This window comes from Paracoccus onubensis, from assembly GCF_003591515.1.
GTDB lineage: Bacteria > Pseudomonadota > Alphaproteobacteria > Rhodobacterales > Rhodobacteraceae > Paracoccus > Paracoccus onubensis.
Genome location: NZ_QZCG01000015.1, coordinates 115987 through 134065, shown reverse-complemented (window position 1 = coordinate 134065; position 18079 = coordinate 115987). Strand labels below are relative to the sequence as shown.

Sequence of the window (18079 nt, the reverse complement as noted above, 5' to 3'; positions counted from 1 at the left end):
AAAAAATGCCAACGGCACAAGCACGGAACTCTGGTCGGGCTACGCCCTCCCGACGTTCCGTGCTTGTGCCGCTAACTGGCAGACTTTTGCGCCGCCGCGTGGCCGGGTTTTACTCCGCCGTTGACAGGCAGATCGACATTTGTTCCCTATTGGGAGACAGTGGCGCGTTGGACAGTTTGCCAAGCGAAGATCGAGCAAAATTTGAGGTTGGCAGACGCTGGATCTATGTCGCCCTTGATTGCGCGACACGCTGCGTGGTCGGGTTCCGCATTGTGTCGACGCCGAATGCCGATGATGCAGTTCGCACTTTGAACCTGATCATCCAGGACAAAACCCCCATAGCCGAAGCAGCGGGTTGTCAATCCCGCTGGGATCAGTGTGGTGGAATTGGTGTCCTAGTGACCGACCAAGGCTCTGCTTTCGCGGCCGAAAAATTCCGGATGACAGTTGCTGATCTCGGTACAACCTATGAGTCGCCACCTGCCGGAGCCCCAAAACTCCGCGGTCGGATCGAACGTCTCTTCCGAACTTTTGGTCAGCAACTCGTGCCGATGCTGATCGGTCGCACGTTCAATAATCCGGCGGAGCGCGGTGACTATCCATCGGAACAATGGGCGGCTCTGACTGATGACGAGTTGGCACAGATCCTTACGCTGTTCATCGTCGATATCTACCACAATTCACCTCATGCCGGCCTCAAGGGAGAGACCCCGGCGAACGCTTGGAAACGGGTGTCGGCCGAACAGGGGGTGACGCCACCGCCCGATGCCAATCATCGCCGTGCTGTGTTTGGTATTCCGCTCCACCGCAAACTTGATCGACATGGGGTGCGAGTCTTCGGGATCAACTATACCTGCTCGCAGCTGCAGGAAGCTTTGCTACGCGGGGCATATGGCGAGATTTCTATTCGGGTAGACCCCGAGGATTTGACGTTTATTTCAATCTGCCTCGGCCATGAATGGTTCAGCGCCGAGGCCGTATCGCATGCCGTATGGGGCCTGTGTCTCAGCGACTGGCTGGAGATGGTGCGCGAGCTGCGGACGCGGTTCCGAGAGGAGGCGGTCCTGTCCGAGCAAATCATTCGGGATACCAAAAAAAAATCTTTGCGATCGATGCCCGTGCCCGGCAATTGCGCCGGGTACAGCCGCCGCATCTCTCGGCCGAAGGATTGGATCGGGAGGAACGGCAGCTCTTTACAGGGCTACGCATTGGTCCCGAGGGTTCGGCCGCGACGGGCGATCTCGAATGGCCAAGCAACCGAAACCGACCCGAACCAGATGACCTTCTCTGCGATGTTATCACCCCGGATGCACCACCCTGTCAGCCCATGTCTGGCGACGCTTCTTGCGACGAAAATATACGCGAAGCTTCCGATAACGGCGACGAATGGATCTTTGATGACTGAATCTCTGAACACTGGCATCCAGCAGCGCGTTCTCGCGCTGCGGTCTATTTTCTCGAGTAATCAGGCCTATAGGAAATTCGAAGATCGTTTCGGCTACTTGCTCGAGCGGCGGCGTGCCGAAATTGCGGCTGGCGTAATCGCGGAGGCCCGCTGCGTCGCATTGATCGGGGCGTCGGGTAGCGGCAAGACCACTGCTGCGCGACACTTGATCACGACGCTTCCCGAGGTGGTTTCAAATGATCTGGAAACCGGGCGAATGGATGTTGCGAGTCTATCCGTACCCACACCGGCAACCTTGAAATTCGTCGGCCAAACCACGCTTGCGGCTCTCGGATTCCCGCTGCGCCGCGAAAAGACCGCCCAGACAATCTGGGATATGGTGAAGGATCACCTTGCCGCCCGCCAGACCTTGTTCCTGCACTATGACGAGGCCCAGGACTTGTCGCGGCATCAGACCCCAAAAGAGTTGAACTCAGTAGTTAGTACGTTGAAATCCCTGATGCAGCATCCGGTTTGGCCGGTCGGGCTGATTCTGACTGGCACCGAGGAACTCAAAACAATCATCAATCATGATTCCCAACTGGCGCGTCGCGTTTTCCCCGTTGAGTTTCCGCAGCTCAATCCGCTACTCGACACAGATCGTGTCATTCACCTGCTCAATCACTATACCGAACGAGCCGGCATGTCGGGAAGTGATGATGTCGCGACCGCTGAATTCGCCGCGAGGTTGATTCATGCGGCGGATCGAGAATTCGGGCTACTGATCGAATTGGCCATCTCCGCATTGGAAGAAGCTATGCGAAGCGATGCCGAAAAGCTGGAGATTGTTCATTTCACACAAATGTTTCGCAAGCGTTCGGGCTGCATAGACGGCCTGAACCCATTTGTCGCAGCGGATTTTGAACGAATCGACTGCCGACGACTTCTCGATCGTGGAGGAGAAACATGACGCAACTGGCGCTGACCATTCCGCCTTCGCCACTGGAGATGCCAACCTCATATCTTTCCAGGCTGGCTGATCGCAATCTATCCCCAGATCTTTGGACCCTTTGCCTTGACCTCGGGCTGGATTTTCCGGCGATTTCCAGAGGCGATCCGGCATCTGTTGCCGACATTTGTACTTTGGCGGGCATTCCCGCAGAAAGTTTCAAGGGTCGCACGGTCATCAAAACCTCAAGCATGAAGTATCAACTTGGCACCGTAGTGATGAACACCGAAACGCTGGCGCGTGGAGAAATCAGATACTGTCCGGTTTGCATTGCCGCTTCACTCGAATGCGGAGCTCGATTCTGGGAGGTCATTCATGAACTGCATTGGCAATTCATTCATATCCGAAGGTGCTGGCGCCACGATGTGGCATTGCAAAGCCACCGTAAATTCACGGACCCGTGGTTGAGATATGATTTCACTGCTTTTGTCCGTGATGCTGGACTGGACTTCTGGCATCTACCAAAGCCAACCCCGGTCGAAGCGGATGAAATTGATATTTACCTGACTAAGCGTGCCTACGGCATCCATGAAGAAAACTGGTGCAACCGCCTGCAGATTCCCGCTCTGATCAAAGCCTGCGAAGCCTTCGGTGTGCTGATTGATTACGGGCGAGATATCCGCGTCTCCGCGCTCGAAACTGATCAGCGACGCAACGCGATACTGACGGGGTTTCGGATTCTCAGCCGTGGTTCTGACGGAATTTGCCAAGCACTCGAACGCTTCAACCGGCGAACACCGTCGCGAGGCGGGAGCCAGCCGCATCCCAGCAATGGTGCGGTTCAACGATTGCTCGGTTCTCACGCCAAGCAGCGCGTAGATCTCGATCCTGTTCGTGATGTGGTGCGCGAATATTTCCTCGAACACTATCCTTTCCGATCGGGTACGATGGTTTTCGGCCAGAAAATCACTGAAACCCGGGTATTCTCAATTCGTGGAGCCTGTCGAGAGATCGGCATCCGGCGGTTACTATTAGAAGAAATCCTGATCCGTCGTGAGCTCGCATATCGTGATGACGCAGGACAGTTTCATCTTGAAACCGTCCTCAAGCGGACGCTCATCGAAGAAATCAAATGTGAAAAGCATGATTATCTTGATCAGAACCAGACTGCAGATTTACTCGGATGCAGCTTTGTCATGATCAAGAAACTCCAGCGCGCAGGAATTCTGCAACCGGTGGAAGGTGACAATCGTCGAAGACCAAAGGGATTTTATCGCCCTGCTGTGCTGGACTTCCTGACCCGATTGGGTGTCAATGCTGAACGAATTGAAGCAACTGACCCACGACGCTGTACCCTTGAATTGGTGGCGCGGAAGCTCAATTGCGGCGTGCCGGATGTCGTGCAGTTAATGCTGGAGGGCAAGATACAAGCAGTAGGTCGTTTGACTGATGAGCTACGTTTGGACTCGCTCGTAGTTTTGGTCAAGGATGTAGCACAGGCTCTCAACTTTACAGAGCCAAACGGTTTTTCCATGAAAGAGGTAAGGCGCCGTCTGTTCATCAACACTCGGACACTCGAATATCTTGTGGAAAACCACTTCCTGGACGTGAGACGAATGCGCCACAGCGTCACGCGTGCAACTCGAGACTATATAACAGCAGACTCGCTGACCTCATTCACGGCGTCTTTCATAACCGCTGGCATGTTCGCTCGGGAAAATGGTCTCAACGGGAAGCACGGCGCCAATTTGCTCCGAAAGTGGGGTCCCAAACCAATCAATTCCGATCCTGGCCTTCGCTCAATATTTCGTCGTGAAGAACTGCAGACCATCTCCTTCAAACGCGAGGAATGAACGATAATGAGCGTCCGTCGTCCCCGCTCTGCCGCTGCGAAGCAGTGAGAGATAGTGATGGGATTTGAAGGATCACTCGATGTCGTCGGCGGTTTTGGTCGGAGGAGGAGAAACGGTAGTTCGGTACGCAGACCCGGCATCAGCTTGGACGACGTGCAGAGCCACCTCCCGATCTCTGTCGTCTGAGGGCTTCAAATGCGCCCATCGCTCTTGCGATCGCTACTTCTGCCGCGTGCAAATCGAACCCTAATCTCGCTTCCGGATGGTCGGTGAAATCGAGCAAAACTTCAAATACCGCGTCGCATTCACGGGCGAGGCGCAGAAGATGATAACCGCTAGGGCTTCCTGAACCGTTCATCCAGGTCCTGGCGCTGCGGTCACTAACACCTGTCCAACGCATAATTGTCTTTACAGCCATACCAGTTCCGCCCAACTCGCCGCGCAGCGCATTGCTGATCTGCACGATATACTCGGCCTCTGTTGGTGCACGCTGCATTTTAGGAAGTTTTCTACCGCTATTGGGAAGCATTCTTCTGCTCCTTTCGGGTTAATGCTGTTCTGCGGATTAAGCGGCGCAGCCACCAGGGCCGGCGATGATCATTAAGTGGAACAACGGCAGTGACGAGCACCCTGCGACCGAGCCGCAGGGCATACCGGCTGCCGAATATGTCCGTATGTCAACCGAACATCAGCGGTATTCGACCGATAATCAGACTGCGGTTATTCGTAGATATGCTGACGAACGCGGATTCCGCATCGTGCGTACTTACGCTGACGAGGGACGGAGTGGCCTCACCACTGGCGGCCGGCCCGCTCTACAGAAGATCTTCGATGACATTGACAACGACCGCGTCGACTATCGTGCTTTGCTTGTCTACGATGTTAGCAGGTTGGGCCGATGGCAAGATACCGATGAGGCAGCCAGTAACGAACTTCGTTGCCGGCGTGCAGGCATCGCGGTCCATTACTGTGCCGAGCAGTTCGAAAATGACGGCAGCGTCGGCTCCTCAATTATCAAGACCGTTAAGCGCGCAATGGCAGGCGAATACAGTCGGGAGTTGTCGGTCAAAGTCTTCGCAGGGCAATCAAACCTTATTCGTTTGGGTTTTCGTCAGGGCGGCACTGCGGGTTTCGGGTTGCGACGCCTCCTAGTGGATCAGCATGGGGCGGAAAAAGAGCAACTCGAACAGGGACAACAAAAGAGCATTGCCACCGATCGCGTGATCCTCGTTCTCGGCCCCGAGGCCGAGGTGCAAGTCGTGCAGGAAGTTTACCAATTATTCGTTGAGGGTTGCAGAGAATCTGACATCGCCGGCGTGCTGAATGCCCGTGGTATACTTACCGATTTCGGTCGACCGTGGACGCGCGGGACAGTTCATCAGCTTCTGACGAACGAAAAGTATATCGGTAACAATGTTTGGGCGCGGACCTCGTTCAAATTAAAGAGTCAACATGTGTCCAACCCTCGTGAGGCTTGGGTCCGCGCGGACGGTGTGTTCACGCCTGTTGTCGGTCAAGAATTGTTCGATAGGGCGCAGGCGATCATCACAGCGCGTGCACAGCATATGAGTGATGGAGCCATGCTGGAGATCCTGCGAGAAATCTTCGAACGCAACGGAATGTTGTCCGGATTGATCATCGACGAGTTCGAAGGAGCGCCTTCAAGCAGCTCTTACCGTACCCGCTTCGGCGGACTGCTCCGGGCTTACGCTTTGGTCGGGTTCTCACCCGACCGGGATTATCGTTATATCGAGATCAACCGGAAGCTGCGCGCACTTCATCCGACGGTAGTTGACGAAGTTCTTGCCGGTTTGCGCCAGGCAGGGGGAACGGTCACTCAGGATCCCCTAACAGACATCCTGACGATCAATGACGAATTCACCGCAACGATCGTTATTGCCCGGTGTTTTCATACGTCAGCGGGCTCCTTGCGGTGGAAGCTGCGGCTCGACACCGCGTTGAAGCCTGATCTGACCGTCGCTGTGCGCATGGATGCGGACAACCATGAACCCCATGATTTTTATTTGCTACCGAGGTTGGACATGAGAACCGCGCTGCTCAGGTTGAGCGAACACAACGGTTTATCGCTCGACGCGTATCGCTTCGCTTCATTGGATAGTTTTTACGCGATGGCCGCGCGGCGGCCGTTTCCGAGGGCGGCATGATGGGTGCCCGGCCTGCACAGCGCGTCGAGTGGATCCCAATTGAGCGCATCAATGTCCTCAACCCTCGCCTTCGGAACAAGCGAGTATTCAAGGAAATTGTTGAAAATATTTCAAAAATCGGTCTGAAGCGGCCAATTACGGTGACCCGTCGGATGGAAGCTGGCGGTCCGTATTATGATCTCGTTTGTGGACAAGGGCGGCTTGAAGCCTATCAGGCACTTGGCCAGCAGGATGTACCTGCGCTCGTGGTTACTGCGGATGCCGAAGATTGCATGATAGCGAGTCTGGTCGAAAACTGTGCCCGCCGTCAGCATAAGGCAATCGACTTGCTGCGAGATATTGGTGCCATGCGCGAGCGCGGTTATTCGTCAGCTGATATTGCCAGAAAAACCGGCTTGTCGACGGAATATGTCAATGGTGTGGCTCATTTGCTCGAAAAAGGAGAGCAACGCCTCCTGAGTTCGGTGGAAGCCCGAACGGTTCCTATTAGCGTGGCCGTGGAAATCGCGGAGTCTGGCGACCACGATGTCCAGCGAGTGTTGCAGGACGCCTATGACAAGGGGCTTCTGCGAGGCAAGCGTTTGCTGGCAGCCAAGAAATTGGTCGAGACTCGTCGTCGTCGGGGTAAGGGGCTTACTGCACAAAAATCTTCGGCAACAAAGCGCTTGTCCACCGCTGCTTTGATGAAGGCTTATCAGGAGGAAGCCGAGCGCAAGCGCGACATGATCCGGCGAGCAAACGCTGCCCGCGACAGATTGGTTCTGATCATCGAAGCCTTCAGGCGGCTTTCACATGACGAGACCTTCATAGGAATACTTGAGGATGAAGGGCTTGCGATCATGCCTGAGCGCATCGCCACACGCTTGGCGGAGGCCCGGGAGACACGGATATGACAAGGAAACAATCCGCACCTCAGGTAAAAATCGGCTTCGAGGAAACCAGCCTGCGGATATCGATTGATGCCATACTCCCGCTGCATGAAATCTCTGAGAGAGTTCGAAAGTCGGTCAAATATAGTCAAATCGCCGCGTCGATTGCGGAGGTCGGCATCATCGAGCCCCCAGTTATCGTTCGTGACCGTGATGATAAGGATCGGTTCCATCTCCTCGACGGTCATTTACGTATCGACATCCTTAAAAATCGCGGTGAAACCGAGGTTGTCTGCCTGATTGCACTTGATGATGAAGCTTTTACTTACAACAAGCGTGTCAGCCGGATCGCGATCATCCAAGAGCATAAGATGATTTTGAACGCGATCCGCAAGGGAGTTTCCGAGGAACGTCTGGCGCGAGCGCTTAATGTCAATATCGCGAATATCCGCATGAAGCGGAACCTGCTTGTTGGTATTTGTCCCGAAGCAGCCGAGCTTTTACGTGATAAACATGTCCCGATTACTGTGTTCACGGAACTGCGCTACCTGAAGCCCATGCGGCAGATAGAGGCGGCGCAATCGATGATTACAATGAATCGCTACTCTACAGGCTATGCCCGCTCTCTGGTTGCATCGACACCAGAGGACCAGTTGGTTGAAGGTCGCGAGAGACGCCCGCGCGGTTTGACGGAGGAGCAAATCGCGGTAATGCAGCGCGAATCGGAGAATCTAGACCGAGAGTTCAAATTGGTCGAGCAGAGCTATGGCGCAGACCAACTCGACCTAGTTCAGGCCGTTGGTTATGTGAATCATTTGCTCGGAAACGCCCGTATCGTCAAGCATCTCGCGCAGCATCACGCTGATATCCTTACTGAACTACAGAAAATCGTAGACATGTTGGAGGCCGCATGAGGTGGCCCAAAGTGATATTTTTCCTCCGAATAAGGATTTCACTCTGCACTTTGTTTGCCCGGTTTTCATGTGTCAGGATTACCGGAAACCTCGCGGCGGCAGCCCATTCCGTGTTTCGCCCTGGCGGTAGCTGACGGCGCATAGCCTCAAGACGGATCAGCTTCTACCACTATACCAACTCGATACGGGCGAGGAAAGACAGGCGGTTTAGATACGCCACAGCGTCAAGCGTGCAACTCGACTACATTACGGCAGACTCGCTGACATCATTCTTGGCGTCCCTCATAACCGCTGGAATGTTCGCCCGAGAAAATGGTCTCAACGGAAAGCACGGCGCCAATTTACTCCGAAAGTGGGGACCCAAACCAATCAATTCCGATCCTGGCATTCGTTCAACCTTTCGTCGTGAGGAACTGCAGACCATTTCCTTTGATCGCGAGAAATGAATGATGCTGTGCACGGATGCAATAATCGGTGATGGCCATGACAGACCAATGTCCTGGTTGCAGCATGTCGATTCACTCGTTTTGTTAGGGTCGAACTGTAGCAATTGCGAGGGCTCGGAATGATCGGCACACTCAATGGTCTGCAGCCATATGCAATCGGTTTGCTGCGCATCGTCACCGGTCTGCTTTACTTCGAGCATGGCACGCAGAAGTTGTTCAATTTTCCTGTCCCAGGTCCCGGCTCACTTTCGTCATTGTCCATGGCCTCGGCTATCCTTGAGGTTGTCGGCGGAGCCTTGGTCATAATCGGATTCTTCACCCGCCCAGTGGCATTCATACTGTCCGGCCATATGGCATTCGCCTATTGGATGGCCCATGCGCCAAGAAGCTTATATCCCGTGGATAATGGCGGAGATGCGGCGATCATGTCCTGTTTCGCCTTCCTGCTGCTCGTTACAACCGGTGCAGGTGCCTTTCCGCTTGATGGGTACAAGCGATGGCCTTGCTTAACGTCGTCATGCCTTGCGGTTTTTCAGCACCTTGACCAGCGCAAACAGGCTGAGCACGAGTGCAAAAACATCGATGACGCCGCTGGCCGGCACTGTTCCCGAGTTACCGCCGAATTCGCGCTCCAACTGGCGGACTGTCGCCGTAATCTCCCTTTCCTGCCCGCCAAGGCTGAACGCATCATCGCCGCTTTCCCCAATCATCTCGGCAATCTTTTTCAACGATTTCCCAAGTGCATCAATGGACGCGCGTGCCCCACCCGGCCCGCTGCCCAGCGCAATCAGAAGCTCGCGGATCTCCTCGGCAATGGCGAGGGTGGCCTCATACAATCCAGACAGATTGCTTTCCTTATCCTGATAGCTTTGCCGCGCCGCGTAGCTGTTTTCTCCAAAACGCCGCGTTTCATAGACGAGCGCATTGAGGTTTGAGCTCGATCTCAATTGGCGTTGCATCAGCATGAGCTGCCGTTCCCAGCCATCGATCCTGCTCATCAATTGATTATGGGCATGGGTACCTTCCTTGACCGGGTTGATCCCAAGCGCAACGCGCTCCGCCGCGATACCGTTCGCCATCCTGCGCAGGGTGATCACATTCGCTTCGTAATTCATGTCAAATCTTCCCAACACACTATGCCAGTCACTGCTGTGACGGAAGCGGCCGACGGCCCACGCCGGATTCGGCCGCGCGGTCCTTCCTCTCCCGCAAGCATCTGGCAATCACGGAAAGGCGGTTTTGACCGCCCTTCCTGCTCTCAACTGCTGATGGACGCGTTTACGCGCTCCATTCCTTGTTTTCGGCGATATCCCAGCCGGCCAAGGTCTCGGCGCCGGGCGCACCTGAATCTTCCTGAAGCGTGTAAACCACTTCGAATTTGCGGAAATTCAGCGTCAGGGTTTCCTGAATGCGGTCCAGACCATCCTTGGCACCACCGGTATTGTAACTGGTGATCATGATGTTTTCCATGTTGATCCGGAAATACTCGACCGGTGCTGCCCCGCCCGATTTACGGACGATCAACTCGCCATTCTCGATATGTTCGCCCGAAGTGGCACGCTTGATCAGGTCATTGGTAGCCAGATCGACATATTTGGTCAGGGTGATGTCCTGCACATTGACCTTGCCGCCGCCACCGCCCGAGCCGATATGCGTCGTGCCGGACTGGGTCAGACCCCAGTTCCATGCCAGAACATCGATTTCGTCGCGATGCGTATCGTCCTGCGATTCACCCTTGATGCTGTTGGAAAGTTTCAAAAAGATATCGACAGCCATGAAAATCGTTCCTCGTGTTGCGATGGCTAGGAAAATCGTAGATCATATACCTCACTTTCTCGTGATTCCCTAGACTGACGATGCGTCAACTACAAGTGATTCAGTCTGTTATTTTGAGGTTATCGCGGTAAGATGACGACATAGTTTAATGATTTCGGAGGCAAGTGATGAATGCCCCCTTCAAGCAAACCGAACGCCTTGGCCGTCTGGCCACGGAGCTGGGCGAAGATGTCCTTGTTCTTCTGCGTTTCGACGGCACGGATTATCTCAACGAATTGTTCGAATACCGGGTCGAGGCGCTGGCCACGCGTGACGATCTGGATTTCGATAAACTGATCGGCACCCATGCGACGATCGAAATCGAGGCTCGTGACAAGATGCGGCCCTTTGACGGTATCGTCACCTCCGCCCGATGGGCCGGTGTCGGAGAAAACGGTCACCGCTATGACCTGACCTTGCGGCCGTGGTTCTGGCTGGCAGGCAAGCGCCGCAACCAGCGGATTTTCCATAACAAGACGGTCGATCAGATCCTGCGGGAACTCTTGTCGGATTATGCCGGCTTTGGGTTTCCGCATCTGGAGATCAGGCTGAGCAATCAGTATCCCGAACTCGAATATACGGTGCAGTATCGGGAAAGCGATCTTGATTTCGCCCGCCGTCAGATGGAGCGGCACGGGATCAGCTTTCATTTCCAGCACGAGAAGGGCAGCCATACATTGGTTCTGACCGATGACGAGCTGGCCCATCAGGTGATCGGCGAGGTTCCCTACAAGCGCTATGACGGCCATCATCAATACGAGTTCGAACATTTCTGGGAATGGCTGCCCGAGCGGAATTTCACCACCGGGGCGATCCGGCAGGTGGATTACAATTTCAAGATACCTGCGCAAAGCATGGAAACATCTCAGCCGAGCGATGCGGCATATGCCTTTGGCCATGTGGAAAGTTTCGATTATCCTGGCGACTATCTCTCCGAAAGCCCCGGCAAGATCGTCACGCGGATGCGGCAGCGGCAGGAACGGGGTGCTGATCGCCGCAACCGGGCGGTGGGCGATTGCGTGAGCCTGTTATCCGGTTCGCGCGTCACGTTGGGCGGCGACAAGGTGCCGGGGCATGGCGAGACCTATCTCTGCCTGTCGGCAACCCACAGCTTTGTCAGTGAAGCTTATGGTTCCGGCGGGCAGGACAGTGACGGCTACAGCTATTCCGGCTCATACGTCCTGATGCCCGATACTGCGCCGATGGTGCCCCCGATACGAACGGAATTGTCGCATGTTTACGGTCCGCAAACCGCGACGGTGGTCGGCGAAGGCGAGATCGATTGCGACGAATATGGCCGCATCCTTGTGCGCTTCCATTGGGATTTGAATGACGCTTATTCGATGCGCTGCCGGGTCTCACAGAACTGGGCCGGGGGTGGCTGGGGCGGTATGGTTATCCCTCGCATCGGCATGGAAGTGCTGGTCGAATTCCTTGAAGGCGATCCGGACAAGCCGATCGTCGTTGGCAATGTCTTTAACGGCAAGAATGACACCCCCTATCCGCTGCCCGCGCATAAGACACGCAGTGTCTGGCGCTCCAAAACCCACCAATCACAGGGTTTTAACGAAATCAGTTTCGAGGATCAGCAGGGCATCGAAGACATGTTCTTTCATGCTCAGAAGGACATGACCACCAAGGTGCTGAACAATACCAGCGCGAATATCGGGGCCAACCGGATCGAAAATATCGGCAGCAATGCCAGCCTCATCATCGGCGACAACGCCGTAGAACGTGTCGGGCGTAACAAGAACGTCACAGTTGGCGGAGGCTCGACAAAACTGCTTGGCATGCTGATGCCGCTTCTGCAGGCGGGGGGAAAGCTGTTTCGCAAATCCGGGCAGAAGGCCGGACTGTCTCCTGTGACGGGAATGGGCGGCCATGTTGCAGGCGGCAATGACCTTCCCATCGAAGCCATGACTCTCCTGGGCAATGGCGATTTTGCCCAAAGCGGGGATCATCGCGGTGGTCAGGGTGTTGCACAAAGCGGCAAGGCAGCGTCGCTGGCCGGACAAATCGGGTCAATGATTGGCGGATCCGGCGTGCTGAATTCGGTGGTGGAGAAGTTCCGGACCGATACGATCGGGATGGCCCGGACGGAACAGATCGGCCTCGCCAAGAACACGGTGGTCGGCAACATCATGACCACTTCGGTCGGCAAGACCATGAAAACCAAGGTGGGCGAGGATTACGATCTGGAAACCAAAAAATCGATCTTCAATCGCACCGTGAAACATATCCTGCATGCCAAGGAGAAGTTCATTATCGGTGGCCCCGGCGGCACGATCATCATCGACAGTTCCGGCGTGACCATCAAGGCGCGACACCTGAAATTCAAATCCCCGAACATCGATTTCACCTCGGGAAGCCCTGATCAGGTTGACGCATTGAAGACCGACAAGGCGTTCGCGCAGGAATGCAAGACCGGGAAAGGTGGAGGCAAGACATGACCCTGGACCTGCCCGACAGCCTGACCGCGTCCCCCGAACAGGAAGCCTTGGCCCTCGGCCTGGAGCATCTGATCTTTGATCCGATCGAAGAAGATGCAAAACGACGCAGGGACGAGTCCGACGAAACAACCCCGCCATTACGCGCTTACGCGTTACTGGATGCTGCGCAGAGTCCTGATATTCCAATCTGCCTGGAAGGATTTTCCAACCCGGCCCGGTGCCTGTTCGACGGTGACGCCTATGACAATCTGGCGGAAGTCGCGCCATGGCTGGTGGAACTGACCCGCTATTCCGATGTCTGGGATTGGTTTGTCGAAGAGGGCTACGGTAAGGATTGGGGCATTCTTATTCATTCACGCCTGCCACTTCCACGCTTGAAGACGCAGTTGAAGCGGTTTCTGAGGGTCGAGGATGAGGATAGTGACGTCTACTTCTTCAAATATTACCGGCCGGAAATTTTCAATAAATACGTCCCTAGATTCGACAGCATTCAAAGGTCAACATTTTGGCGGGAAATTGAGGCGATCTATTCCGAATATCATCGAGATCCACAAAAGCTAATTCGACATCATCTAGATGGCGAGCATGTAGAACAGGAATATGATATTTTGTCAACTGGAAGGCGCCGCCTGAAAACTTCATTTGAGTTAAATAATATCAGCGGTGCATACAGCCAAATAGAACGATAACATATTATGGCAATACGCTTTACAAAGAAACAAAGACGTGACGGGAATTTTGGAGAAGATGCCGATTTTGCTGAGTGGTATGTTGAAGATTTCATGAAGGACCATCTTCCACAGTATTATTACAACGTTTCCGACGCGGGCAAACGGGAGATGGTCATTAATGGTAGGAGATATGCTAGGGAATTTAATTTGCATGATCCGGAAGCCCAAGCGTATTTTATCACGCTAATGTGGGAGATAGGCGCAAATTTTTATACATTCCCTGGGTTTAGTGACGTTTTATCTCGAGAGGGCGTTCATGAAATGGAAAAAATAAACTTGCTGCTTGATGGGACGGTCACTGAAGATCAGGCGATAAAAGCAATCATGGCTCCTGATGACCGTTACTGGTATCGTGATAACCTGAAGTCGGATTAATGCAATGGCCGAATTTGCTAAAGATTATGATCTGGATGTCGGGCAAATAAAGCAGGCAGGTCAGGAATTGCGATCACTGGGGAAGAAATACGGTGAGTTTGCTACTGATGCGGCTTTGGCTGCTGGGGGAGTTTTGCCTCCGCCATTTGGAACAGCTGCCGATGCGGCGAGTCTTGGAAGATCGGTTGCGAAGGGTGATTGGTGGGGAGCAGCGTTCGATGTTGTGGGGTTCGTACCGATTCTTGGTGATGCGATAAAAGGTACACGAGTTGGGTTAAAGCTCCGGGATCTCGGTAGGATGGTAGATGAACTCGCAACAGGAATGGCAAAAACCTTTAACAAAACTGAGGAAGCAGCGAAAGCATTCTGGAAACGAAAAAAAGATATGAAAGCCTATGAAGATGCACTGAAAGCATGCGACGGAAGCCGTAAATGCCTTGATGCCGCAGCTTTAAAAAAAGGCGAGCAATATAAAAGCACACCCAAAAGCGGCCCTCGAGGTCAGTGGAACCCACCGGACGGCCGTGGAGATGGAGTGTTCGAGCCTGCGCCGGGGACGCCTATGGCAGATGAATTGAATAGGTTAAACGAAGCCAATGGCTTTAATCCCCCAAAAACTGGGATAGAGTATGAGAATGGATTTCCGAAATTTGATGATTTTTCTGCGGGTGAAGTATCCATACCTCAAACCGGGATTAGCTCCAAAGATTTGGAACTATCCGACGAGCTCTATCGGAAACAAATTGGTGACCCAAACTGGGAAAGACCTAGCGATATGACCTGGCATCATGTTGAGGATGGCAGTACTATGCAAATGGTTCCAAGTAGCATAAATACTGGCTTTGACCATGCCGGAGGTCAAGCATTGTTTGGCACGACGAAAACTGGAAGGGAGTTCTAGAAATGGCCCAGGTTAAGCTACGTCATCCACCCTATTCTTCTGATGAAGAATCCTGGCCAGAGAATCCCAGTATCGATGCAATTAAAAAATGGGAAATAGATTCTGGAAAGAGTCTACCTTCAGATTACAAGTCATTTATGGCAAAATATAATGGAGGTGCTCTTTACCCCCTTGAATTCAAGAATAATGTTGATGAGGAAGTCGCTGACGAAAATGACATTGAAGAAATAACAGGCCTTGATCTATTATTCGACTGGAATACATTTGCAAAATGGAACAGTTCAAACCCAAGCATTTGGGCGGAATCTCATGTAGTCATTGGACTTGATAGCGGGTCGAATCTGATCTGCATATCAACTGATGGCAATTCATATGGGCGTATAATATTTTGGTGGCGAAATGCACAAGACTGGGATGTGGAAGATGATGGCCCTCTCCCTATTGGCATTGTGGCCAACGACTTTAGAGAATTTGTATTCGAGAAGCTTTTTGTATCGGAGGATGGAGGTTCGCCGCGTTGGCAACTTCCTGGTGATCTAGAAAAAGCTGAGATAGTAGAATTGTAATGTCTTATGATGATTCAATAGAGCTAACCTTTGCAGAGAATTGGCCGGCTGAGATCAGAGCAATCTCCATGCCAATGGGCATCCATTATTTGAATCAACAAGACATCTTCGCTCTGTCCTCTTCATTTGAGACGCTGAGAAACGAGTTCAATATCCCGAAAGTTCTCGATTTTTCCCTCGATATTGAGGAATTCATAAGCGGGGAGTTGGAAAAGTACCCGAAGGGTATATTCATAAAAACAAGCTACGGGATGTTTAAGCAAAATCCTTTTGCATATTCTCCGATATTCTCCATGAGAGATTTCAATTCGAATGTACGTTGGCCGGATCATAGAATAGAAAATTTTCTTCGCAACAGATTGAAATTTAGAAGTCCTTTTTGTATTTCTGCATCTCCATGGGTGGATATACATCCGGGAACTGAATTCCGCATATTCATATCTGATCGCCAAAACTTAGGCGTCTCTCAATACCACTGCAATCAATTTTACAAATTGATTCATGAAGATCTAAAGATAATTAAGGCATCTCTTGCCTCCTTTTCATCCCGCCTTGTTGAGGTTTTACATATGGATTCTGTTGTGGCTGATGTTTTTGTGCATAAGGATGCAGATGGAAAGTGCAAAACAACTCTGATTGAACTTAATCCGTTTAATTCACTTACTGACCCATGTTTGTTTTCTTGGGTTGGCGGTGGTGATTTTGATGGAACATTTCGATATGTATCATCAGATTTCAAAAAACAACATGTGGAAAAAGCAGTGCGTTACTCATCGGATGAGGATCCATGGCATTTACCCGCAGAAATCGGGAGGAGAATGTGATGGGCAAGCCAATCGCGCTCGTAGGACACATGCATATTTGCCCCAAAGTGGATCCTGGCCCGAAGCCGCATGTTGGTGGCCCGGTCATTTCGGGTGGGCAAAGCTTCGTGAAATTTAATGGCATCCCTCTGGCCGTCGAGGGTGGTCAGTGTATGTGCACCGGTATGCCTGGTCCGGACAAGATGAGTAAGGGGTCAAGCCTCGTGAAGATTAACGGTAAGGGGGTAATGAGAGTGGGTGATAGTACTGCTCACGGCGGTAAAATCACGATGGGTATTCCAGCATTACGATCGGACTGATTGGACTGGCGGTGTTCTGCTGCGGTTGCCGACGAAATACAGTGTGTTGCCTCAATGGGTCCGGACGGTGGCTTCAGGGCACATAGTGCTGAACTTTCAGCCAGATTTGACCACACACTTTCTTCTCGGCGAACTGAGAGGAAGTTTTCATTGGCCAGTGAGGAAGATTTGGTGCGGGAGTGCGACCTTAAGTCTTTGATCTGCATCAGTTGCGGAGGAAGTATATCCTGGCAATCCACAATTTTGTGGCGTTTCAGGAAGTTTTGCTTTCTGTTTCACAGAGAGGTGCTCCCAGAACGGGGAGCATCCGCATGATTGCCTCATGGCCGCGCCAAGTCGACTCATTGTAGCAGTGAAGGTCAACTCGGCGGACCAGCTCATCCGCTGTCGTCGGTAGCGACACGGCCCAGAGCCGACCTCCACCGGTGGTTTTGATGCTGCGGTGCGACCCGTCATTCCTGCCGTTCGCTGCAAGCGCAATAAGCCGGTTTAGCTGGCGGGGCAGATTGGTTCGGATAACCCCCAACAGAAAGTAGCCTAACTTCCGTCCAGTTCATCAAGCTCATGCTGAATATCGCGTGCGAGCAACTCCGACAATCGAACCATGCTGTCTAGGCGTTCGAGGCGTTCTCGAAGCTTCTTTCTTTTCTCCTCCGCACTTCGCTCGCTGCTACCGTGCTGATCTTCGAGTTGTTGAATCACTCTTACGATTGGGAGGTCGCGTGTCCGTGAGTGAATATCAAATCCGATCGTGGATAGTTGCCCTAGGTGGCTGATTTCGCCCATATCAACCAGCTTCGACAACGCCATCGGAAGAATTCGCTCTTGCCACCCAAAATCTCGATCTCTCCAGCGGCTTAGTATTGCGAGCGACGATGCAGGACAGAGCATCGTAATTGCCTCCACGGTACCTTCCCAGTCAAAGTACTTGTCGCGGGCGACGTATTCATAGGCGACCTCGGCGCCGCGAGAGACACGATATGCTAACTCGGGTTGGGGTGAATCTATTGTCGCTGCTTGCTCAGACAGCTCTATGACTGCTTTCCAATAGTCTAGGTGCTCTTGTCCCATCCTACCTGCGACCTCGACTGCTTGGTCAAAATAGCAATTCGCTTCTCCAGGATTTAGAACAAAGATAGAGCGTGCTATTTCGCAGAAGCCTTCAACCTTCTGCTCAGCCTCCATACGCTCGTTCTGAAGGATCTTGGCGGCTTCCACCGCAAAGTCTATCGCGTACCCTTTGAGCGGAATAGAACTCGAACAGACGCGCGCGAGCAGGCACAGGTCGGAAGTGAATAACTGACGCTTTAGACTATTTTTCCATTCGATAAATCTAGACATGCAGGGAGTTGGGTCATCGATCCGCGAAACGATCTGCACCCAGAGTCTCGATACTTCACCGGCAATATGGCGTCGATCACGATCTCGGTATTCTATCGCGCGCTCGAGATATTCGGAAGCTTCTACCGTCAGTACCATATTCATACACAGTTTCTGATTCTCAAGAAACACTATGGAGGTCACACGCAAATGCAACC

At 52.8% G+C, this 18079-nt stretch carries 16 protein-coding genes and 1 pseudogene; 13 read left to right on the top strand and 4 right to left on the bottom strand.

Annotated features, from left to right (window positions below):
* A partial coding sequence (locus tag D3P04_RS23610; protein ID WP_220475375.1) for a TniB family NTP-binding protein occupies positions 1-2354 on the top strand: 2354 nt, incomplete at its 5' end.
* The gene (locus D3P04_RS19660) at positions 2351-4186 is read left to right on the top strand and encodes a TniQ family protein (RefSeq protein WP_119751570.1); all 1836 of its coding nucleotides are present in this window, start codon (positions 2351-2353) and stop codon (positions 4184-4186) included. The genes D3P04_RS23610 and D3P04_RS19660, both read left to right, overlap by 4 nt.
* A gap of 139 nt (positions 4187-4325) precedes the next feature.
* Here D3P04_RS19660 and D3P04_RS23160 read toward each other — a convergent pair whose 3' ends face one another.
* Positions 4326-4715 (bottom strand): hypothetical protein, encoded by a 390-nt coding sequence (locus tag D3P04_RS23160; protein ID WP_147391963.1) that lies wholly within the window; start codon positions 4713-4715, stop codon positions 4326-4328.
* A 64-nt stretch (positions 4716-4779) separates the two neighbouring features.
* Between D3P04_RS23160 and D3P04_RS19655 the strand changes: the two genes are divergently transcribed.
* The 4 genes and pseudogenes from D3P04_RS19655 to D3P04_RS23775 form a co-directional block, all read left to right on the top strand.
* Positions 4780-6351, top strand: coding sequence for a recombinase family protein (locus tag D3P04_RS19655; RefSeq protein WP_119751569.1), 1572 nt, complete (start codon positions 4780-4782; stop codon positions 6349-6351).
* A complete protein-coding gene (locus D3P04_RS19650; RefSeq protein WP_232845092.1) occupies positions 6348-7244 on the top strand; it encodes a plasmid partitioning protein RepB C-terminal domain-containing protein in 897 nt (298 codons plus the stop codon). Before D3P04_RS19655 ends, D3P04_RS19650 begins: the two co-directional genes overlap by 4 nt.
* Complete coding sequence (locus tag D3P04_RS19645; RefSeq protein ID WP_119751568.1) at positions 7241-8134, top strand: plasmid partitioning protein RepB C-terminal domain-containing protein; 894 nt, start codon at positions 7241-7243, stop codon at positions 8132-8134. The genes D3P04_RS19650 and D3P04_RS19645 overlap by 4 nt, the downstream gene beginning before the upstream one ends.
* A 565-nt stretch (positions 8135-8699) precedes the next feature.
* Positions 8700-8948 (top strand): annotated as a pseudogene (locus D3P04_RS23775) (DoxX family protein); the annotation flags it as partial.
* Positions 8949-9095: 147 nt separating this feature from the next.
* On the opposite strand, the gene D3P04_RS23770 reads toward D3P04_RS23775, so the two are convergent.
* Both D3P04_RS23770 and D3P04_RS19635 read right to left on the bottom strand, forming a co-directional pair.
* Positions 9096-9695, bottom strand: a complete 600-nt coding sequence (locus D3P04_RS23770; protein ID WP_232845094.1) for a hypothetical protein — start codon at positions 9693-9695, stop codon at positions 9096-9098.
* Positions 9696-9858: 163 nt separating this feature from the next.
* On the bottom strand, positions 9859-10356 hold the full coding sequence (locus D3P04_RS19635) for an Hcp family type VI secretion system effector (protein ID WP_119751566.1): 498 nt from the start codon (positions 10354-10356) through the stop codon (positions 9859-9861).
* A gap of 167 nt (positions 10357-10523) precedes the next feature.
* Between D3P04_RS19635 and D3P04_RS19630 the strand changes: the two genes are divergently transcribed.
* Genes D3P04_RS19630 through D3P04_RS24000 form a run of 7 tightly spaced genes read left to right on the top strand, consistent with a single transcriptional unit; the run spans position 10524 to position 16541 of the window.
* Positions 10524-12845 (top strand): type VI secretion system Vgr family protein, encoded by a 2322-nt coding sequence (locus tag D3P04_RS19630; RefSeq protein WP_119751565.1) that lies wholly within the window; start codon positions 10524-10526, stop codon positions 12843-12845.
* Positions 12842-13534 (top strand): DUF4123 domain-containing protein, encoded by a 693-nt coding sequence (locus D3P04_RS19625; protein ID WP_182912938.1) that lies wholly within the window; start codon positions 12842-12844, stop codon positions 13532-13534. Before D3P04_RS19630 ends, D3P04_RS19625 begins: the two co-directional genes overlap by 4 nt.
* 6 nt (positions 13535-13540) lie before the next feature.
* The gene (locus D3P04_RS19620) at positions 13541-13951 is read left to right on the top strand and encodes a hypothetical protein (RefSeq protein ID WP_119751563.1); all 411 of its coding nucleotides are present in this window, start codon (positions 13541-13543) and stop codon (positions 13949-13951) included.
* A gap of 4 nt (positions 13952-13955) precedes the next feature.
* Positions 13956-14852 (top strand): HNH endonuclease, encoded by an 897-nt coding sequence (locus tag D3P04_RS19615; protein WP_119751562.1) that lies wholly within the window; start codon positions 13956-13958, stop codon positions 14850-14852.
* Positions 14853-14854: 2 nt separating this feature from the next.
* Positions 14855-15418 carry an SMI1/KNR4 family protein gene (locus tag D3P04_RS19610; RefSeq protein WP_119751561.1) on the top strand — a complete coding sequence of 188 codons (564 nt, stop codon included), beginning with the start codon at positions 14855-14857 and terminating at the stop codon, positions 15416-15418.
* Complete coding sequence (locus D3P04_RS19605; RefSeq protein WP_119751560.1) at positions 15418-16242, top strand: cell division cycle protein 123 family protein; 825 nt, start codon at positions 15418-15420, stop codon at positions 16240-16242. The genes D3P04_RS19610 and D3P04_RS19605 overlap by 1 nt, the downstream gene beginning before the upstream one ends.
* Positions 16206-16541 carry a PAAR domain-containing protein gene (locus tag D3P04_RS24000; protein WP_408634407.1) on the top strand — a complete coding sequence of 112 codons (336 nt, stop codon included), beginning with the start codon at positions 16206-16208 and terminating at the stop codon, positions 16539-16541. Before D3P04_RS19605 ends, D3P04_RS24000 begins: the two co-directional genes overlap by 37 nt.
* A 537-nt stretch (positions 16542-17078) precedes the next feature.
* Here D3P04_RS24000 and D3P04_RS19595 read toward each other — a convergent pair.
* On the bottom strand, positions 17079-18026 hold the full coding sequence (locus D3P04_RS19595) for a hypothetical protein (RefSeq protein WP_119751558.1): 948 nt from the start codon (positions 18024-18026) through the stop codon (positions 17079-17081).
* Positions 18027-18079 lie beyond the last annotated feature (53 nt).